Annotated in this window: 16 protein-coding genes; 7 read left to right on the forward strand and 9 right to left on the reverse strand. The window is 64.1% G+C overall.

Annotated elements, in window-relative coordinates; genetic code table 11:
• Positions 1 to 79 precede the first annotated feature (79 nt).
• Positions 80 to 2,182, forward strand: a complete 2,103-nt coding sequence (locus tag ACNA0R_RS25565) for a TonB-dependent siderophore receptor (RefSeq protein WP_415828883.1) — start codon at positions 80 to 82, stop codon at positions 2,180 to 2,182.
• On the opposite strand, the gene nhaA is transcribed toward ACNA0R_RS25565, so the two are convergent.
• Positions 2,151 to 3,329 carry a Na+/H+ antiporter NhaA gene (nhaA, locus tag ACNA0R_RS25570; protein ID WP_415828884.1) on the reverse strand — a complete coding sequence of 393 codons (1,179 nt, stop codon included), beginning with the start codon at positions 3,327 to 3,329 and terminating at the stop codon, positions 2,151 to 2,153. The genes ACNA0R_RS25565 and nhaA overlap by 32 nt on opposite strands.
• A gap of 413 nt (positions 3,330 to 3,742) precedes the next feature.
• On the opposite strand from nhaA, the gene ACNA0R_RS25575 reads away from it, so the two are divergent.
• The 4 genes from ACNA0R_RS25575 to ACNA0R_RS25590 are packed head-to-tail and all read left to right on the forward strand — an operon-like array spanning position 3,743 to position 8,637.
• On the forward strand, positions 3,743 to 4,132 hold the full coding sequence (locus ACNA0R_RS25575) for a nuclear transport factor 2 family protein (RefSeq protein ID WP_415828885.1): 390 nt from the start codon (positions 3,743 to 3,745) through the stop codon (positions 4,130 to 4,132).
• A gap of 22 nt (positions 4,133 to 4,154) precedes the next feature.
• Complete coding sequence (locus ACNA0R_RS25580; protein WP_415828886.1) at positions 4,155 to 5,543, forward strand: NAD(P)/FAD-dependent oxidoreductase; 1,389 nt, start codon at positions 4,155 to 4,157, stop codon at positions 5,541 to 5,543.
• Between the two features lie 20 nt (positions 5,544 to 5,563).
• The gene (locus ACNA0R_RS25585) at positions 5,564 to 7,642 is read left to right on the forward strand and encodes a metallophosphoesterase family protein (protein ID WP_415828887.1); all 2,079 of its coding nucleotides are present in this window, start codon (positions 5,564 to 5,566) and stop codon (positions 7,640 to 7,642) included.
• A gap of 26 nt (positions 7,643 to 7,668) precedes the next feature.
• Entirely contained in the window at positions 7,669 to 8,637 is a 969-nt protein-coding gene (locus tag ACNA0R_RS25590; RefSeq protein WP_415828888.1) for a tripartite tricarboxylate transporter substrate binding protein, read from the forward strand.
• Between the two features lie 48 nt (positions 8,638 to 8,685).
• Here ACNA0R_RS25590 and ACNA0R_RS25595 read toward each other — a convergent pair whose 3' ends face one another.
• The 7 genes from ACNA0R_RS25595 to ACNA0R_RS25625 are packed head-to-tail and all read right to left on the reverse strand — an operon-like array spanning position 8,686 to position 14,723.
• On the reverse strand, positions 8,686 to 9,453 hold the full coding sequence (locus ACNA0R_RS25595; RefSeq protein ID WP_415828889.1) for an SDR family NAD(P)-dependent oxidoreductase: 768 nt from the start codon (positions 9,451 to 9,453) through the stop codon (positions 8,686 to 8,688).
• A 9-nt stretch (positions 9,454 to 9,462) separates the two neighbouring features.
• Positions 9,463 to 10,200 (reverse strand): sulfite exporter TauE/SafE family protein, encoded by a 738-nt coding sequence (locus tag ACNA0R_RS25600; RefSeq protein ID WP_415828890.1) that lies wholly within the window; start codon positions 10,198 to 10,200, stop codon positions 9,463 to 9,465.
• The gene (gene pdxR / locus ACNA0R_RS25605; protein WP_415828917.1) at positions 10,197 to 11,702 is read right to left on the reverse strand and encodes a MocR-like pyridoxine biosynthesis transcription factor PdxR; all 1,506 of its coding nucleotides are present in this window, start codon (positions 11,700 to 11,702) and stop codon (positions 10,197 to 10,199) included. The genes ACNA0R_RS25600 and pdxR (ACNA0R_RS25605) overlap by 4 nt, the downstream gene beginning before the upstream one ends.
• 5 nt (positions 11,703 to 11,707) lie before the next feature.
• Positions 11,708 to 12,481, reverse strand: coding sequence for an amino acid ABC transporter ATP-binding protein (locus ACNA0R_RS25610; RefSeq protein ID WP_415828891.1), 774 nt, complete (start codon positions 12,479 to 12,481; stop codon positions 11,708 to 11,710).
• On the reverse strand, positions 12,474 to 13,151 hold the full coding sequence (locus ACNA0R_RS25615) for an amino acid ABC transporter permease (protein ID WP_415828892.1): 678 nt from the start codon (positions 13,149 to 13,151) through the stop codon (positions 12,474 to 12,476). Before ACNA0R_RS25615 ends, ACNA0R_RS25610 begins: the two co-directional genes overlap by 8 nt.
• A 13-nt stretch (positions 13,152 to 13,164) precedes the next feature.
• A complete protein-coding gene (locus ACNA0R_RS25620; RefSeq protein WP_415828893.1) occupies positions 13,165 to 13,806 on the reverse strand; it encodes an amino acid ABC transporter permease in 642 nt (213 codons plus the stop codon).
• Between the two features lie 11 nt (positions 13,807 to 13,817).
• Positions 13,818 to 14,723, reverse strand: a complete 906-nt coding sequence (locus ACNA0R_RS25625; RefSeq protein WP_415828894.1) for a transporter substrate-binding domain-containing protein — start codon at positions 14,721 to 14,723, stop codon at positions 13,818 to 13,820.
• A gap of 235 nt (positions 14,724 to 14,958) precedes the next feature.
• Between ACNA0R_RS25625 and pdxR (ACNA0R_RS25630) the strand changes: the two genes are divergently transcribed.
• On the forward strand, positions 14,959 to 16,446 hold the full coding sequence (gene pdxR, locus ACNA0R_RS25630; protein ID WP_415828895.1) for a MocR-like pyridoxine biosynthesis transcription factor PdxR: 1,488 nt from the start codon (positions 14,959 to 14,961) through the stop codon (positions 16,444 to 16,446).
• A 75-nt stretch (positions 16,447 to 16,521) separates the two neighbouring features.
• On the opposite strand, the gene ACNA0R_RS25635 is transcribed toward pdxR (ACNA0R_RS25630), so the two are convergent.
• Complete coding sequence (locus ACNA0R_RS25635) at positions 16,522 to 17,187, reverse strand: GntR family transcriptional regulator (protein WP_415828896.1); 666 nt, start codon at positions 17,185 to 17,187, stop codon at positions 16,522 to 16,524.
• Positions 17,188 to 17,298: 111 nt separating this feature from the next.
• Here ACNA0R_RS25635 and ACNA0R_RS25640 point away from each other — a divergent pair, with 111 nt between their 5' ends.
• Positions 17,299 to 18,333, forward strand: coding sequence for a Bug family tripartite tricarboxylate transporter substrate binding protein (locus tag ACNA0R_RS25640; protein WP_415828897.1), 1,035 nt, complete (start codon positions 17,299 to 17,301; stop codon positions 18,331 to 18,333).
• The last annotated feature ends 14 nt before the right edge of the window (positions 18,334 to 18,347 follow it).

An 18,347-nucleotide genomic window follows, 5' to 3' on the forward strand; every position in this document is an offset into this window, starting at 1 on the left:
AATGTTAATTATTATCATTTAGAATGCCGCTGCTCTGCAATTTTCGAGTCGCCCGGCTCCTCTTTCCTACCTGCTTCCGATGCACCGCTTCTCCCTACCGCCGGTCGTGGCCGGCCTCGTCCTGTTGAACCCCTTCCCCGTCTTTGCGCAGCCCAACGATGGGGTCGCCACCGAGCTGCCCGCGGTGCGCGTCACGGGAGACGCCGAGGACGATTACGAAGCGCCGTTCAATCCGGTCAACCCGCCGCAGGTCAACAAGTCCTCGGTACCTTTGTCCAAGACCCCGCAGTCGATCACCGTCGTGCCTCGCTCGGTGCTGGATGCGCAGCAGGCGCAGACGCTGGCGGACGCGCTGCACAACGTGCCGGGCGTCGTCAGCAACACCTTCGGACGGCGCGGTTGGGACGACCTGATCATCCGCGGCCAGGTGGCATCCGATTCGCTTTTCCTGGACGGACTGCGCACCGCACAGTCCAACCGCGTCGCGGAGCAGTTGTTCGGCGTGGAGCAGGTGGAAGTACTCAAGGGCCCCGCGTCGCTGCTCTATGGGCAGGTACTCCCCGGCGGTCTGGTCAACATGGTCAGCAAGCGGCCGCAACCCGAGGCATTCGCCAATGCCGAGGTGACGACCGGCAGCCATGATTTCTACCAAGGGACGCTGGACATGGGTACGCCGCTGTCCGAAAACGGCAAGGCGGCATTTCGCATCAACGCCCTGGCGATGAACTCGCACGACGCGACCGACGATGTGTGGTTCAAGAACCGCTACATCGCGCCGTCGTTGTCGCTCGACCTGGGACCTCGCACGGATTTCACCATCCTGACCAGTTATCAGGAGCGCCGCTACATCCGCCAGCAGGGCCTGCCGCTGGCCGGCTCTGTGTTCTCGAATCCCAACGGCGGCATCCCGCGCCGCCGCTTCATCGGCGAACCGGACCAGGACCCGTACCGGGGCTTCCAGACGCGCGCCGGATATATGCTCACGCACCGCTTCGATAGCGGCTGGACCTTGAACAACAACCTGCGCTGGCAGGAGTTCACGCTGGATGGGGATTTGGTGGCAGCGGGCCAGTTCCGCAAAGACAACACGACCCTGAACCGCACGGCCACCGATCAGCACTGGGACGGCGACACGTTGACGATGGACACCAACATCCAGCGCACCTTCGCCACGGGCTTCGGGGAACATGGCATCACACTGGGCGTGGACTACATGCGCAGCCGCGAGGACAGCCTGTCGTACCGCTGCGCGGTCGGCGCGTTGAACGTGTACAGTCCGGTCTACGGCAGTCCTATCACCTGCCCCGCCAATCCACGCACCGACAGCACCAATACGGTCCGCTCCACCGGGATCTACGTACGCGATCAGATCGCCCTGGGCGAACGCTGGAACGCCGTGCTGGGGTTGCGTCACGACCGCGCGTCCACCGACACCACGGACAATCTGGGCGACACGCGCCAGGACGACAGCGACAACGCCATCACCGGACTGGCCGGCCTGATGTACGAAATCGCGCCAGGCGTGCGGCCCTACGTCAGCTACGCGACCTCGTTCTATCCCAACAGCGGCACCGACGTCAACGGCAATCCCTTCGACCCGGAGCGCGGCCGCCAGTGGGAAGTGGGCGTGAAGTTCGACCTGGACGACGGCAACACGAGCGTAACCGTTGCCGCCTTCGACCTGGAGCGCAAGAACGTGCTGGAAGCCGATCCGTCCAACGACGGCTACAGCATCGCCGTGGGCAAGCAACGCACGCGGGGCGCTGAAATCGGATTCGCGTCGGACCTGGGCAGCGGCCTGAGCCTGATGGGCGGCTACGCCTATACCGCGGCGGTCATCCTGGACGATGGCGGCCAGACGCCTTCATCGAACAACACGCCCTTGGACAACGTTCCGCGCCACAGCTTCACCTTGACGGCACGCTACAACGCGCACGGCGATTGGGCCGGATGGGAGCTGACAGGCGGCGTGCGCGGCGAAGGCCGCCGCGATACCTATGGCTATGAACTGCCGGGCTATGTCGTGGCCGATGCCGGCATCGCTTACAACGCCGCGCACTGGCGCGCCGCGCTGACCGTGAAGAACGTATTCGACAAAGACTATTATTCCGGCGGCCTGCGCGAGGCCGTCGCGCTCGGCGATGGCCGCATCACGATGCTGACCCTGGGTTACCGCTATTGACGACCAGCCGCAAACCAGCAAACCCGAGCACGCCGGCAAGCAGCGAAGCCAGCAGAATCGCCATCTTGGATGCGTTGACGATCTCGGGGTTTCCAGGAAATGCGAGATTGGCGATGAAGATCGACATCGTGAATCCGATGCCGCCGAGCACGCCGGCGCCCGCCACGTGACGCCACGCGATATCGGGCGGCAGGCGGCACAGGCCCAAGGAAACCGCCGCGAAACTGAAGAGAAAGATGCCGAGAGGCTTGCCGAGCACCAGCCCCAGGATGATTCCCAGGCTGTTCGAATTCAGCAGTTCTGAACCCCAGTCGGCGCCGATCACGATACCCGTATTCGCCAGCGCGAAGATCGGCAGAATCAGGAAGGTAACCGGCTTGTGCAAGGCATGCTCGAGGCGGTGTGAAGGGGATTCAGCATCGTCCTGCCTGGCCGAATACGGAATGGCGAAAGCCAGCAGGACCCCGGCGATGGTCGCGTGCACGCCCGACTTGAGCATCAGGAACCACATCAGCGCGCCACCGGCCAGATACGGCAGCAATGCCATTACCCGCATCAAGCGGTTCATGGCAAGCAGCCCGGCGAACACGGCAAGGGCGCCGAGCAGGTACGGCACCGATAGATTCGCCGTATAGAACACCCCTATCACAATGATGGCGCAGAGGTCGTCGATAACCGCGAGCGCGGTCAGGAAGATCTTCAGCGATGTGGGTACGCGGTTGCCAAGCAGCGCCAGCACGCCGAGCGCGAAGGCAATGTCCGTGGCCATGGGGATGCCGGCGCCGGCCTGCGTCGACGTGCCGCTGTTGAACGCCAGATGGATCAATGCCGGAACGGCGATGCCTCCAATGGCGGCCAGCATGGGCAACAACGCATTCCGAAGGTCTGACAGCTCGCCGTTATAGAGCTCGCGTTCCAGCTCGAGCCCGATGAGCAGAAAAAAGACCGCCATCAAGGCATCGTTAATCCAGTGCTCCATGCTCAGGCCCGCCAACTGGAAATGCCACATTTCCAGGTATGCGGCGCCCATGGCCGAGTTCGCGATGGCTAGCGACGTGATCGTGCACAGGATCAGCACGACGCCACCGGCCTTGCCCGATGCGATGAACTCTTTGAAAGTGTCGGAGATGCGTCGCTCGAGAGGCATTACGCGTCTCCCTGGACGGATTGATCGGAGAAAGCGGAGATACCGGTGATGGCAAGGGTGCGGTTCATCTGTGGCCGTGACTAAGCCGCGTGGCGGCCCGACCAGCGCGAATCCTGTCCTGCCGCGGCGGCAGGATCACCCTTTGCGGCATTGTAGAACAAGCCGCGCGGTTCGATGGCACTGCCCTCCCGCGCGTCGGTCGAAGGTCGCTTGCCGTCGCATGGGCGAAACGTGATCCCGAGCGACTGAGAAGCCGGATGACGCACCATAGTGCATAGGCCGGTGCATTTCGCACCGCCCGCGTGCATGCCCGGATCTGGCTCTAACGCCGCCGCAAACTGGCTCTATGGCCGCGCGGGCCTTACATGCAACTCTTCTGGTTCCCGTCATCGGAATCAGAGGAACGAAGCACCATGACCACCGCCGCCGACACCGCCATGCTGGAAGCCTTCAGCGCGGCCTGGAACCGGCACGACCTGCCGGCATTGATGTCCTTCATGCACGAGGATTGTGTCTTCGAGACCGCCGCGGGCCCGTTGGCATGCGGCGCGCGCCATCAAGGCCACGAAAGCGTGGCGCGCGCATTCGCTTCCGCATGGGAGAACGTCCCGGATGCACAGTGGGAAAATGGCCGCCACTGGGTCAGCGGAGACCGCGGCGTATCGGAGTGGACATTCACCGGTACGGCCGCCGACGGCTCCCGCATCGAAGTCGACGGCGTCGACCTCTTCACGTTCCGGGACGGCAAGATCCTGGTCAAGAACGTGTTCCGCAAAACTCGCAGCGCCCCCGTGCCCGCCTGACCGGCCCCCTCCAGGATTCGACATGGACACGCCAGTGCGACCGGCTCACGGCCAACCCTACAACCCCACCTATGACCCGCTGGTGTCCGCCGGTCCCGGCAATAACCAGGACTACGCGCCGACCTACTGGGTCGACACGGCCGGCCCCCCGCCGGACGACGACGGCCCGATCGTCGGCGACCGCGACGTCGATGTCGCGGTGATCGGCTCGGGCTTCACAGGACTTGCCACCGCGTTGTTCCTGGCGAAGGAACACGGCATCAAGGCCGCCGTACTCGAGGCCAACCGCCTGGCCTGGGGTTGCACCAGCCGCAACGGAGGCCAGGGCCAGAACGCCAGCGGACGCCTGTACCGTTCGCAATGGATCGAACGCTGGGGCAAGGACGTTGCGCGGCGCCTCGATACCGAGATCAGGGCGGGTTTCGCCACCTTCAGCGATCTGGTCGCCCGGATAGACTGCGAGCCGCAACCCGGAGGCCACCTCTACATCGCCCACAGGGCGAAGAAAATGGCGTTCCTGCGCAACGAATGCAAGGTCATGCGTGAGCAGTTCGGCTACGACACCCACATGCTCAGCCGCGAAGACGTGCATGCCCACTATGTACGCGACGAAGAAGCGCACGGCGCCCTCCATGAGCCCGACGGCATCAGCGTGCACCCTTTGAAGCTCGCCTACGGCTATATGCGCATGGCGCGCGAGCACGGCGCAACGCTGCATCCCGCCAGCGGGGTCACGGAATGGCGCACGGAGGGAGGCCGGCATCTGCTGCGCACGCCCGGCGGCGTGGTACGCGCCCGCGCCGTCGCCGTGGCGACCGGGGCCTATACCGCCGCCAGCCTGCATCCCAGCCTGGCGGGGCGCTACTACCCTGTCCTATCCAACAGCCTGGTCACGCGTCCGCTGACCGACGATGAACTGGCGCGTACCAACTTCCTGACGCACGAAGCCATCACGGACACCCGCACGCTGCGTTTCTACTACCGGCTGCTGCCGGACCGCCGCGTGCAGATCGGCAGCCGCAGTTCAGTCACGGGCGCCGACGCCCAGCACAAACGCCACGAACAATTGCTGATCAACGGCCTGGGTCGCAAATTTCCGGCACTGCGCGGCATCGACATCGACTATTCCTGGTGGGGCTGGGTCGACGTCAGCCACGACATGATGCCGCGGATTACCCAGCCGGACCCCGCCCAGAATGTGTTCTACGCGCTGGGCTACGGCGGCAACGGCGTCAGCTTCTCGGCGCACGCCGGCCGCCGCATGGCCGAGCGCATCGCCGGACGCGCGGACGCCGCTTTCACGCTCCCCATCTACGACAGCCCCCTGCCGGCGCACGCATTGGCGCCGTTTCGCCGCCTGGGACAGGCGCTGCTATACCGCTGGTATTACCTCAAGGACGAGATCCTCTGACACGCGGAACCGATATCGATATGAAGAATTCGTTGATTCCCCAAGGCGCGCGGCTATTCCGCTTCGTCGTCATCTCCGACACGCATATCAACCAGGCCGAAGACCGCGCTGCCGCCTTCTTCAAGTTGAACAGCCTGGCCAACGGCAGGGCGCGCCGCGCCTTCGCCGATGCCAGGAGATATGCGCCCGACTTCGTGCTGCATGTGGGGGATATCGTCCATCCGATGCCCTCGCATCCCGAATTCGAGCAGGCATGCGCCAATTATCGCGAGCTTGAACAGGCATTCGATTGTCCCATCTACCTGACCCCGGGGAATCACGACATCGGCGATAAGCCCTGGCCCATGGCGCCCGTCGCGCAGATCAACCCCAAATACATGGAGAAGTACGAGAAGGAGTTCGGCCGGCAATGGTATGAGTGGTCTCACGAAGAATGCCACTTCTTCGTGATCAACACGTCCTTGCTGAATGCCGGGCTTCCCGAGGAGCAGCTACAGGCCGCATGGTTCGAACAGGCCCTGCGCGATGCGCCCGGCCGCAAATTCCTGTCCTTGCACTACCCGCCCTACGTACGGGACAGGAACGAAGCGAGCCATTACGACAATATCGATGAACCCGCCCGCTCATGGCTGCTGGACCTGATCGAGCGTCACGCGATCGAAGCGGTCTTTTGCGGGCATGTGCACAATCTCTGGTACAACCAGCTGCAGAACGCGGAATTCTATCTCCTGCCCTCCACCGCGTTCGTCCGGCAGGATTACTCCGAACTCCAGCGCACCACGCCGCCGGGACCGGAAGGCGGCCGCCAGGACGTCGAGAAACTCGGGTACTTCGTGGTCGACGTCTTCGAGCACGGTCACCTCGCACGCTTCGTACGCCTGCAGAACGAGCACACGACCATGGCGCCGGCACTATCGGCCAGCCTCGCCGATCGGTCCTGGCTGCACATCAAGCGCCCCGCCCTTCCCAATCTGGCGGTCGATCCATGCTATCCGTGGGCCGAGGATATTGCCGTTCCCGCCAGCGGCGCACTGGACGCCTTCGACCACAAGATCGTACGCAACGACTACCCCTTCTTCGCGCTCTGCGATATGGGCATCGGCACGATACGTGTACCCATGTCCGACCTCATGCGCGATTCCGGCCATGAAAGGTTCAAGGAACTCGCGCGCATAGGCCTGCGTGCCCACGTCGTGCTGACGGAGTTTCCGTCGGCGCTTCAGCGCGCACGCCTCGACGGCCTGGGGCCGGCACTGAAGGCGGTGGAGCTGGTGGTCGCGCCCGAGCGGCTGGAAAACGCCGCGCGGGCAGTGGCCGACCTGGCGCGCGCCCTGCCCAAGGCCGATCTTCTGATCAGCAAGCTGCGCAGCCCTCGCGACGCCGCGATCGACGGCCTGAAGTATGGCCACCTTATTTTCCACGGCTGGATCACGGCGGAGGCGGACACCGCCGTGGCCGCGCTGGCGAAGCACGGTCCGCGGCCGCCAAATACCGCGTTGATGTTCCGCGTGCGCATGGATGAATCGCCGTTGGAAACAGCCGATAGCCTGAATGCCCTTCAGGCCCGTACGGGGTGCCGGAGCGCGATGCTCGTGCGCTTGAGCACCGACAACCCGGCGGAGCCGCAATTGGATGACGCGGCGGCCACCGCGCAGGTGCTGGAAGCAGCCATCGCGGCCTACCGCTATCCGGACCTGCAGGTCTGCATCGAGGGCCTGGTGGAGTTCGATCGCGGCTTCTTCCTGCGCCGTGGATTGATAGACCGCTCATTCAACCCGCGCCTGGCCGGCACTTCGCTGAAGCACCTGTGCGCGGTATTGAGCGCGCTGGCAATGCCGCTCACCGCCGCCCGCGCCGTGAGGAAGAACGGCGTGCACCGAATCATCATGGAGACCGCCGCGGGACACTGGGAAACCCTGACGGGGCAGCACGGGTCCACCATTTTTGAACAGTCCATCGAAAAAGCAGGGTCAGGAGACAGTACATGCTGGTCGCTACGCGACGGCGAACCGATGGGGACGGTAAATCGCGGCGGTAACGAAGGCGCCGCCGCTTTTCTTATCTCATCGCAAGCCGTCACGTCTGTGCCCAGCCCTTGAAATCTGAATGCTCGGAATGTACGAAAATGATCCTACGAAAAGCCCTGTGCGCCCTATCGATACTGGCCTGCGTACCCTACGCGGCCCAGGCCGCGGAAACCTATCCCAATAAGCCGATCAAGATCGTCGTGCCGTGGGCTGCGGGCGGCGCCGCCGATTTCCTTGCCCGGACCGTCGCCAACGAGATGACGGGCAAGATGAAAGTGCCGGTACTCGTGGAGAATCGGCCGGGCGCGGCGACGAATATCGGCACGCAGGCGGTCGCATCCGCGCCGGGGGATGGCTACACGCTGTTGATGGCGAGCACCAACAACTGCGTGAACGCAACGCTTTTCCAGAATCTCACCTTCGATTTCGCCAAGGACTTCAAGCCCGTCACCAATGTCGGGTTGGCGCCGAATGTCCTGGTCGTGAATCCGGCCGTGCCCGCCAAAACCGTTCGAGAGCTGATCGACCTGGCGAAGAAGGAACCAGGCAAGCTGGCCTACGGTTCGTCAGGCAACGGCAGCGCGGCGCACCTTGCCGCGGAGATGTTCAAGCAGAGCGCCGGCCTGGATCTCATGGGGATTCCCTACAAGGGCGCCGCACCCGCCGTGGCCGACCTGATGGGAGGCCAGGTCCAGATGATGTTCACCGTGATTCCGCCGACGCTGGGCGCCATACGCGGCGGCAAGTTGAACCTGTTGGCCGTTGCGTCGGAAAAGCGGCTGCCGTTGTTTCCGGACGTTCCCACGGTGTCCGAGAGCGGCTTGCCCGGTTTCGTGTCCAGCATCTGGTATGGCCTGGTCGCGCCAGCCAGCACGCCCGACGACATCGTCGCGACACTGCAGAAGACCGTGTCGGCCATCCTGAAGGACCCGGCCATCGCCGATAAGCTCAACCAACAGGGCACGATCCCGGTGGGAGATACATCGGCACACTTCGCGCAGACCATCGCCGCCGACACCACGGCCTATGCCAAGGTCATCGCGGCCGCCGACATCAAGCCGCAGTAACACGGGCGGCGGTGGGCGGAAACCCCGCCTTACCCCGCCTGGTCTTGCCTAATCCCGCCTGATCGCGAAATTGCTCCAGGCCTGCGTGACCGGCATGATCTCCAGATTGTTGATATTGATGTGCGCCGGGCGGCTCAACACCCAGAACACCGTTTCCGCGATATCCTCCGGCTGCAGCGGATGGGCGTCGCGGTAGACCGCGTCGTACTTGGACTGGTCTCCGCCAAAGCGCACCAGCGAAAATTCGCTTTCGCTAAGGCCCGGCTCGATGTTCGTGACCCGCACGCCGGTGCCCAGCAGGTCGCAGCGCAGGTTCAGGGAGAACTGCTTGACGAAGGCCTTGCTCGCCCCGTAGACATGGCTGCCGGGATAAGGCCAATTTCCCGCGACCGAGCCCAGGTTCACGATGCCCGCGCCAGCGCCGTATTCGATCAGCCTGGGCAGCAACAGCCGCGTCGCGTAGAGCATTCCCTGGATGTTCGTCTCGACCATGACGTCCCAGTCGTCCAACGAACATTCCTGGGCGGGTGTGGTGCCCAATGCCAGCCCGGCGTTATTGACCAGCGCGCGCACGCGCCCCATCTCCGCCGGGAGCGAATCGATGGCAAGGCGTACGCTCTCGCGGTCGCGCACGTCCATTTCCACGGTATGCACTTGCGGGCCGAGTTCATCGCGCAGCGCCCGCAGACGGTCCGCGCGGCGGCCGGTGGCGATCACGTTCCAACCGCGGCCGGCGAAGCAGCGCGCCATGGCGGCGCCGAATCCGGACGTCGCGCCCGTGATGAAGACGGTATCTGACTTGCCGTTCGTTTGCATGAATGCTCCTCACGCTGCCAGGACGCTGTACAACCCGATCGTGGCCAGCGCCAGCAACAACCATTGGACGAATATCACTACCCTATCGGCGGCAACGCGGGCGAACAGGATCTCGCCCAACCATAAGCCGGCGTAGGTACAAGGCAGCAGCCACAGCACCCGCGGCGGCGTTTCCGCGCCAAGGTTGCCGGTAGCCACCAGCGCCCCGACGCTGACCAGGTCGATGGCACCGAAAAAAACTACCAGCGTGGCTCGCATGCGGTCGGCGCGTGTGCCCGCATGCGCCATCCAGGCGGCCACCAGCGGCCCGCCCACGGAGAAAGCGGCAAGCAGCGCGCCCGTGGCGCCGCCGACCACCCATGCGCCGGTAGCCCCGCCTCCCACGGGCAGGCGCAGGCGCGCCAGGCCGAGTACCGCCAGCACGCCGATCAGCACATAGACCGCGATCGTCATCGCATGGCTATCGAAACGCGTCAGGCCGAAGAGGCCCGCCGGCACACCGCACACCGCCGCCATCAGAAGCGGGCGCGACAGCCGCCAGTCCACATGCCGCCAGCACTTCGGCAGCAACGCGAGGCTGGCGCAGACTTCCAGGCACAACACGACCGGCACGGCCTCGCGCACGGGCAATAGAAAAGCCAGCCCGACGACAGACAGGGCGGCGAAGCCGAAACCCGTCAGGCCCCGCACGACGCCTGCGACGAAAACAATCGCGCTGGCGCTGGTGAGCAACTCCGTTGCGCTCATATGCCTACCGCGGCCTTCCAGGCCTCGGCCAGCAACTGAACGCCGGGAACGATATCGTCATGGGCGATGGCGCCGTAGCCCAGCCGGAAGTAGCGGGTCGGCGCGGGTTGAGCAAGGAAATGTATTTGTCCGGGTTCGATCAGCACGCCACGGCGGGCCGCCGCGCGTTGCAGCGTCCAGGCATCGAAACCCTCGGGACCCCGCAGCCATAGCGCCGAGCCGCCCGATGTGCCGCTTGGGACGAAGTCAGGCAAAAAGTCGGCAACCGCCTGGCTAATCAGCCGCCACTTGCGCGTCAATGACGACCTGAGCCGGCGCGCGTGCGCATCGAAATAGCCTCGCCCGAGGAACAAAGCCAGTACACGCTGATTGTTGGCTGGCGGATGGCGATAAAGATAACGCCGCAGCGCACGCAGCTCGCGTATCAGCTCCGGATCCGCCACCACGAAGCCCAGCCGCACGCCCGGCATCAGGCTTTTGGTCAGGCTGCCCAGATAAATAACCCGTCCCGAATCGTCCAGGCTCTTGAGCGCGGGATGATTGCGGCCGAGGATGTTCTGCTCGCTCTCGTAATCGTCCTCGATGATGACGAAATCATGCCGTCGTGCCCGCTCCAGCAATTCCATGCGGCGATACATAGGCATGGTTACACCGGTAGGGGACTGATGACTGGGCGTGCAGAACAGCATCGAGCAACCCGCCATCCGGTCGCCGACCACCAGTCCCTGACCGTCCACATCCAGCGGCCGTATCGCGCAGCCCGCCAGCGCGAAAATATTGCGTGCATCCACATAGCCCGGTTCCTCCAGGCCGACGGCCATACCGGGGCGCGTAAGAAGCTGTGTCAGCATGAAGAGCGAATTCTGGGTGCCTATGGTGATCAGCAGCTGGTCCGGGGCGACATGGATGCCCCGCCGCGGCAGGATGCGCTGGGTTATCTGCTCCACCAGCAAGGTGTCGTCCTGCGCCACCTGATCGTCCACCCATGTACGCGCGTGGGCGCCGGACGCCGCCAGCAGCGTGCACTCACGCCACCGGGCCGCCGTCGTCTCGTCGTATTCCACTTGCCCATACACGAAGGGATAGCGGTAGTCCCGCCAGTTGCGCGGCTTGACGATGGCGCGCATCCTGGACGGATGCTGCGTCAGGCGGACTTCCCAGTCCGGCGCGTCGCAGGCCCGCGCGAACAGTTGTCGCGGATCGGTATGCACAGCAGCCTGCCGGCGTTCGCCCAAGGCCTGCGGACTGACGTAGTAACCACGCCGGCTCGAAGGAACCAGGTAGCCTTCCTGCGTCAGCTTTTCGTACACCAGCACGACGGTGTTGCGCGACAAGCCCAGCTCCACGCTCAGTCGGCGGCTGGACGGCATGGGTTCGTGTGCCCGCAGGGAGCCGTCGAACATCGCGTCCAGCAACTTCTCTCGTAGTTGCTCCTGCAGGCCGCGCGCCGGATCGAAGGGCGAGAAACGGATCCCGTCCGCCGTCATATTGACCAAGTCCATCGTCGTCACGCAGTACCCGCGGTGTCGCGCTCCAGGAAGCGACGCACACGATCCGTCGACGGTCGTGTGAAGAATGTGTCGGGGTCGGCTTTCTCGATCAATTTGCCTTGATCCAGAAAAACCACCTGGTCGGAGACCGCGCGGGCGAAGTCCATCTCGTGCGTGACCACCATCATGGTGTAGCCCTCCGTCGAGAGGTCGCGCATGACCGCCAGCACCTCGCCTACGCGTTCCGGATCCAGCGCCGAGGTGGGCTCATCGAACAGCAGCACTTCCGGCTCGATAGCCAGCACGCGGGCGATAGCCACGCGCTGTTTCTGGCCGCCGGACAAAGTATGCGGGTATTGCCCGGCCTTTTCGGCCATGCCCACTTTTTCCAACAGCGCCATGGCGCGCTGGCGCACCTGCGCCTTGGGCAAACCCTGCACGTGCACCGGAACTTCCGTGACGTTTTGCAGCACCGTCAGGTGCGGCCACAGGTTGAAACTCTGGAAGACCATGCCGGTGCGTGCGCGCAGCGCCGCCAGTTCGCGTGACCGCAGCGGCCGCCCCGTGCCGGCGTCCACGCCCATGCGCACGCCGGCGATATGAATCTCTCCACGATCCGGTTGCTCAAGCCAGTTCACGCAGCGGAGCAGCGTGGATTTGCCCGACCCCGATGCGCCCAGGATGCTGACGACCTCACCCTTTTGCACGGTCAGGTCGATATCGCGCAAGACTTCGTAGCCATCGAAGCTCTTGGAAAGATTGCGTATGGAAACCGCTGGAATTTCACCCATGTTCAAATCCTCGCCGCGCGCCCAGCCGCCGTACCGCCCTCACCAGCGCCTCTATGCCTATCGCCAGCAGCCAGTAAAGGGCGACGGCGACAATGAAAGCTTCGACCGGAATGAAGTACCGCGCCTGCACGGCGTTCGCCGCCGACGTCAGCTCGGGTACCGTGATGATGCTCAGGAAGGCGGTGTCCTTGAGGCACAGGATCAACTGGTTGCCCAGGACGCCGCGCGTGCTCAACGTAAGCTGCGGCAGCATGATGCGCAGGAAGGCCTTGCCGCGACGGTATCCATGCGCATAGGCGGCCTCCAGCGAGCCCGGCGGCATCACCAGGCGAGCGCCCCGCAGGATCTCGGCAAAGTACGCTCCGTGGTAAATCGCCAGGCCGGCAAGTCCCGCGTCCCAGGCGCGCAGGCGCAAGCCGAGTGTGGGTAAGCCGTAATACAGCAGATACACGAAGATCAGGAAGGGCATCATGCGCAGCCCGTTGATCCCTGAACGCAGCAGGCGCCGCCACGCGTTATCGCGGCCTTCCAGCAGGAAAAGCATCGCGCAACCCACAATGAAGGCGATCGCGCATGCGGTGACCGCCAGCATCACGGTATTGGCGAAGCCGGCGGCAAAAACGCCGCGCGCCTCCCAGATGATCCGCCAATGAGTCTGCCCGTCGTTCATTACGCTCTTTCCTCTACATCGCCAGACGGCGTGCGCGGCGCTCGGCGAACGCCTGCAGGCGGACCAGCAAGGCAATCAACAGCATGTAAAGGACGGCGGCGGCCAGGATCGGCGGCAAAGGCTCGTAGGTCACCGCCGCGATGCGGTTGGTGACGCGGGTCAGGTCCACCAATCCGATAATGGCGACCGCGGGCGTGCTCTTTACCAGCGAAGACATCTCGTTGACCAGGCCGGGCATACTACTCACCACCATCTGAGGCAGCATGATGCGCCGGAACATCAGCGCGGGCGTCATGCCGCAGGCCAGGGCCGCCTCCTTCTGTTCGCGCGAGAAACCGGCGAAGGCCGACCGCCAGATTTCGGCATTGAAGGCCGACGTATTGATGGTCAAGGTCAGGATAGCCGCCGTTTCACGGCTCACGCCCAGATTGACCGCCGCCAGGCCGATGAACACGAACAGCGCCAGCGTCACCATCGGCGTGGCGCGGGCCAGGCTGATCCAGGTGGCAAGCAGCTGGTCCAGCACGGGTATGCGCGCCAGGCGCAACAATGCCAGTCCCAGTCCCAGGACCACCCCGATGGAGATGGAGACGGCGGAGATCCACGCCGTCACCCAGGCTCCCTCGAACAGCATGCGCCAGGCTTGCGCGTCCACGCCTGCCCCGCCTATTCCATGCCTGCCAGCTTGTGGAACTGATCCACGCTGGTGATCGGCACGGTGGGCAGATCGGGAAAGCTTTCACCGAACCATTTCTTCTGCAGCTCGGCAAGGCGGCCGCTCTGGCGGATCTGATCCATGAACCCGGTCATGAATTTCAGCAGTTGGGGATTGCCCTTGGGTATCGGCCATGCGGCGAACCCGTTCCCCGACACCGCGACGCCCTTCGCAAACACCTTGGGACGCGACCTCACCAGGTCGTTCACGGAGATGACGGCATTGACCACGTAGTCCAGCCGCCCATTGGCCAGGTCGGCGTAGGCCTCGGGATAGGATTGGTACTGCACGACTTCGCCCAGCTTGCCGTTGGTCTTCGCCAGCATCTTCTCCAGCTCGGGCAAACGCGCCAGCAAGGCGCTCCCTGCCTGCACGCCCACGGTCTTGCCGCTCAGGCTGGCGACATCGCCGAGCCGGTTGTCGCCCGCGCGTTTCACGTAGTAGTGCTGGGCCGACGCGAAGGGCGGCGTGAAATCGAACGTCTTCAAGCGGTCGTCCGTGACCAGCGCGCCGGTGAAAGCCAGGTCGTACTGCCCCGCCGATACAGCGGCCAGCAGGCCGGTCCACGGCAGAATGTCCTGCTGGACCTTGAACTTGGTCGCGTATTTGCGCAGGTCCTCGAGCAGCTCGGCGTGAAACCCCGCCGCCTTGCCGTCGACGATGAAGTTGAAGGGCGCGTAATCGTCTTCCGTCGCGACTTTCATGGTGCCCCGCTTCTCGATGTCCGCCAGATCCGCGCGAGCATTCAGGGACACTGCAAACAGGCAGGCGGCCAGCGCACAAGCCGCGCGGCCCAAGGCACGCCGGCGCGCGCCGTCCCCGGCCGCGGCCGAGGCCACTTCACAAGTGTTACGCATGGAATTCCCCTTTTTCGTCGTTGGACTCCGTGTCTGGCCACAGGCGCGCGATTGCGGAACAGCCTTGGACCGACGCAACCATCTTATGGGCAGCTACCGGGTGCCCGATAGGACAGTTGCGCGCAAGGCATTGGCCAGATACATCGCATCGGCGATTGGCATGGTCGTTGCTTTAGTTCACCCGTGGGCTGCGTTGAAGCCTGCCGACCGACGAGGTGCCATTTCGGAGGCTTCAATGATCGATCATTACTTCCATCTCGATCTGCAGCACACCCGCGGCCTGCAGGAGCAGCTGCGTGAAGCGCTGGTGGACGCCATCCTCAAGGGCACCTTCCCCCCGGACGAGGCCCTCCCCTCGTGCCGCGACCTGGGCCGGCAGATAGGCGTGTCGCGCAACACCGTCGCGATCGTTTACGAAAGCCTGGTCGAGAAGGGTTTCCTGCAAAGCCGTCCGCGCAGCGGCTACTATCTGCACGACGATTATCGCGATGGGGGCAAGGCGGGAGAGCCGCCCGCGATCCGCCATGGCGCATCCGTTCCCGGCATTGGCGCACACCATGCACCGTCCTGGAGCAACCGGCTACGCCTGTCGTCCCAGATGCGCCAGGGCGTGCTGCGTCCCAGCAACTGGCGCGACTATGACTATCCCTTCGCCTATGGGCAGGCAGATACGCACCGTTTCCCCATGGCGGCGTGGCGCCGCGCCAGCCGGGCCATCCTGGAGCCCGGGCACAGCGCCGCCTGGCTCAACGACGCGGTCGACCAGGACGACCCGGAGCTGATCGCGCAGTTGCGTACGCGCGTGCTGCCCAAGCGCGGCATCCAGGCTTCGGCCGACGAGATCCTGGTCACCCTGGGATCGCAGAACGCCCTCTACCTGCTGGCGGCGCTCCTGATGGGGCCCGGCGTGCGTGTCGGTATCGAAAATCCAGGCTTCCGCGACGCATGGAACGTGTTCGAGCTGCAGAACGCGGACGTATCGCTGCACGCCGTCGACAATGAAGGCATCGTGCTCGACGAACGCCTGGCGCAATGCGGCTACATTTACGTGACCCCGAGCCACCAGGTGCCCACCGGGGTGACCATGAGCCCAGCCCGGCGCCAGGCGCTGTGGCGGCAGGCCCACCGGTACGACCAGATTCTCATCGAGGACGACTACGAAGCCGACCTCGACCTGTCCAGTCATCCGCCACCGGCCCTGAAGGCCGCCGACGGCCAAGGCCGGGTGATCTATCTCAGCAGTTTTTCCAAATGCCTGGCGCCGGGGCTGCGCTTGGGCTATCTGGTCGCCGACGAAGAACTCATACGCGAATTGCGCGCCCTGCGCCGGCTGATCTGCCGCCACGCGCCGCTGAACAACCAACGGCTGCTCGCGCGTTTCCTTGCCCAGGGTGACTATGACGCTCACTTGCGCCGCTACCGGGTCGAACACGCGCGCAAGCACGAAAAGTTATGCCAGGCGATCGAGCGTCACCTGCCTGACTGCAATTATGCGCAGGCCAACGGGGCTGGCGCCATCTGGCTTGACACCCCGCCGTCGACCAGCACCCAGAAACTCGCCTGGGCGGCCTCGCGCCGCAGCGTGCTCATCGAACCGGGTTTCCCCAATTTTTTCGACGCCGAACCGTCCGATCGCCATTTCCGCCTGGGATTCACGGCGATCGGCATGGACCGCATAGAACCCGGCATCGCCCTGCTCGCCGATACGCTCGCTCGTATCTGACAGCGCTCGGCGCTGGTACCCGGATCGGTTGGAAAGTTTCGCCGGCCCGCGCTATCGCTGGCGCCGGCTGGCTACTTATTCGACCTGCCAGCTCATGACCATATCGATGGTCTTTTGAACATGCGAGAGGGCCAGGCGCTCAGCGGAAGCAGCGTCGCCGGCCGCGATCGCCTGCATGATCTCCGTATGCTCGTGTAAGGCATCGGACGCCCGTTCATACTTGGCTCCAGGCCGAAAAACCTGCGACGTCATATAGATGGTGGGGATCTGGCGAATCACGTACTCGTTCTTGCTGAGCTCAAAGATGCGTGCGTGGAAGTCGACATTGGAGGCGGTGTATTCGCCAATATCCCAAGGCTCCAACGTTTGGCGCTGACGCTGCAGGATAGGTTGCAGCTCGGCGAGCGCGCGGTCAGCGGAACACTGCGCTGCCAGTCGCGCCGCCAGGCCATCCAAAACCTGGCGTACCTGGTAAGCGTGCAGGATCTGTAGCGGCCCGGCATTGATGACGTTCACACCGCGAACCGTGTCCGCCGTAACGAGACCTTCCTGCTCCAGTATGCGCAGCGCTTCACGCAGCGGCGTGCGGCTGATGCGCAGGGTCTCGGCCAGTTCGACCTGGCGCAGAGGGCGCCCCGGCGGATACTGGCCGCTGTAGATCCGGCCGCGAATCACGCGCGCGACCTCTTCGACCAGGCGTGGCCGCTCGCGCCAATCAAAATTCTCTTCCATCCGGTCCATGGGGTATGTCCCAATGTAGATACATATGCGACCCGCTTAGTATCCCAAAAAAACTGGACTCTGGATCCAGAATCCACAAATCCTAGGGGAAACACCGTGAGCCTCCCAACCATGCCGACAGCACGTCATATCAAGTTCGTAGCGGCCGCCGCCGTATTGGGCATATCGTCCGCGATATCGGTGCGCGTCGCGACCGCCGCGGATGCGACCGCCGCGAACGCGGTCGCCGTGAACGCGGTCGCGGACCTGCCGCAAGGGCTGATCAAGATTGTGGTGGGCTTCGCGCCGGGCGGCGCCGCGGATCTCACCGCACGGACGTTCGCCGAGCAGTTATCCAAGGAGGGCGTGAAGGAAGTCATCGTCGACAACCGGCCAGGGGCCTCCACCCGTATCGCCAATAGCTACGTGCAACGGGCCGCCCCGGATGGCTTGACACTGCTATTGGCGACCTCGCCGGCCTTCACCATCTATCCCTATACCTACAAGAACCTGGGCTACGACGGCGAAAAGGACTTTCGCCCGATTGCGCTCCTGGTGAATATTCCCACGGCCATCGTGACCGGGTCGGAGCAGCCCTACAGCAACATGAAGGAGTTCGTCGCATGGGCCAAGGCCAACCCGGCCAAAGCCACGATAGGGTTGGCGGCGCAAGGTAGTTCAGGCCAGTTGGGCTCGATAGCGTTGGGCAAGGACATCGGCGTCGATTTCGCGCCTGTTGTCTATAAGGGAGCTTCGCCCATGCTCGTGGATGTGGTCAGCTCGCGGGTTTCCATGGGCTGGGACGCGGCGGCAAGCATGATGCCCTTGTACCAGGCAGGCAAGATCAAATTCCTCGGGCTGAGCGGTTCCGAGCGTCTGGCGTCCTTGCCCAACGTGCCGACAGTGAAGGAGCAGGGATTCCCGCAGTTCGAAGCGGCGACGAGTTTCTATGCCATCTTCGCGCCGGCCGGCTTGCCCGACAAGACGGCGGCAGCCCTGGAGAAAGTATTCCTGAAGGCCGCCAAGGATCCCGGCCTGGTGAAGCGGCTGGAGGAGAACGGCCTGGTCGTAAAACCGATGGACCATGCGCAACTGGCACAACGGGTACGAACGGAACGGTCGTTCTGGGAACCGGTCGTCAGGCAATCCGGCATTCAGTTCGAATGAATCGGCTCCATTCG

Source organism: Bordetella sputigena (assembly GCF_965137885.1).
GTDB classification, from domain to species: Bacteria; Pseudomonadota; Gammaproteobacteria; order Burkholderiales; family Burkholderiaceae_B; genus Bordetella_C; species Bordetella_C sputigena.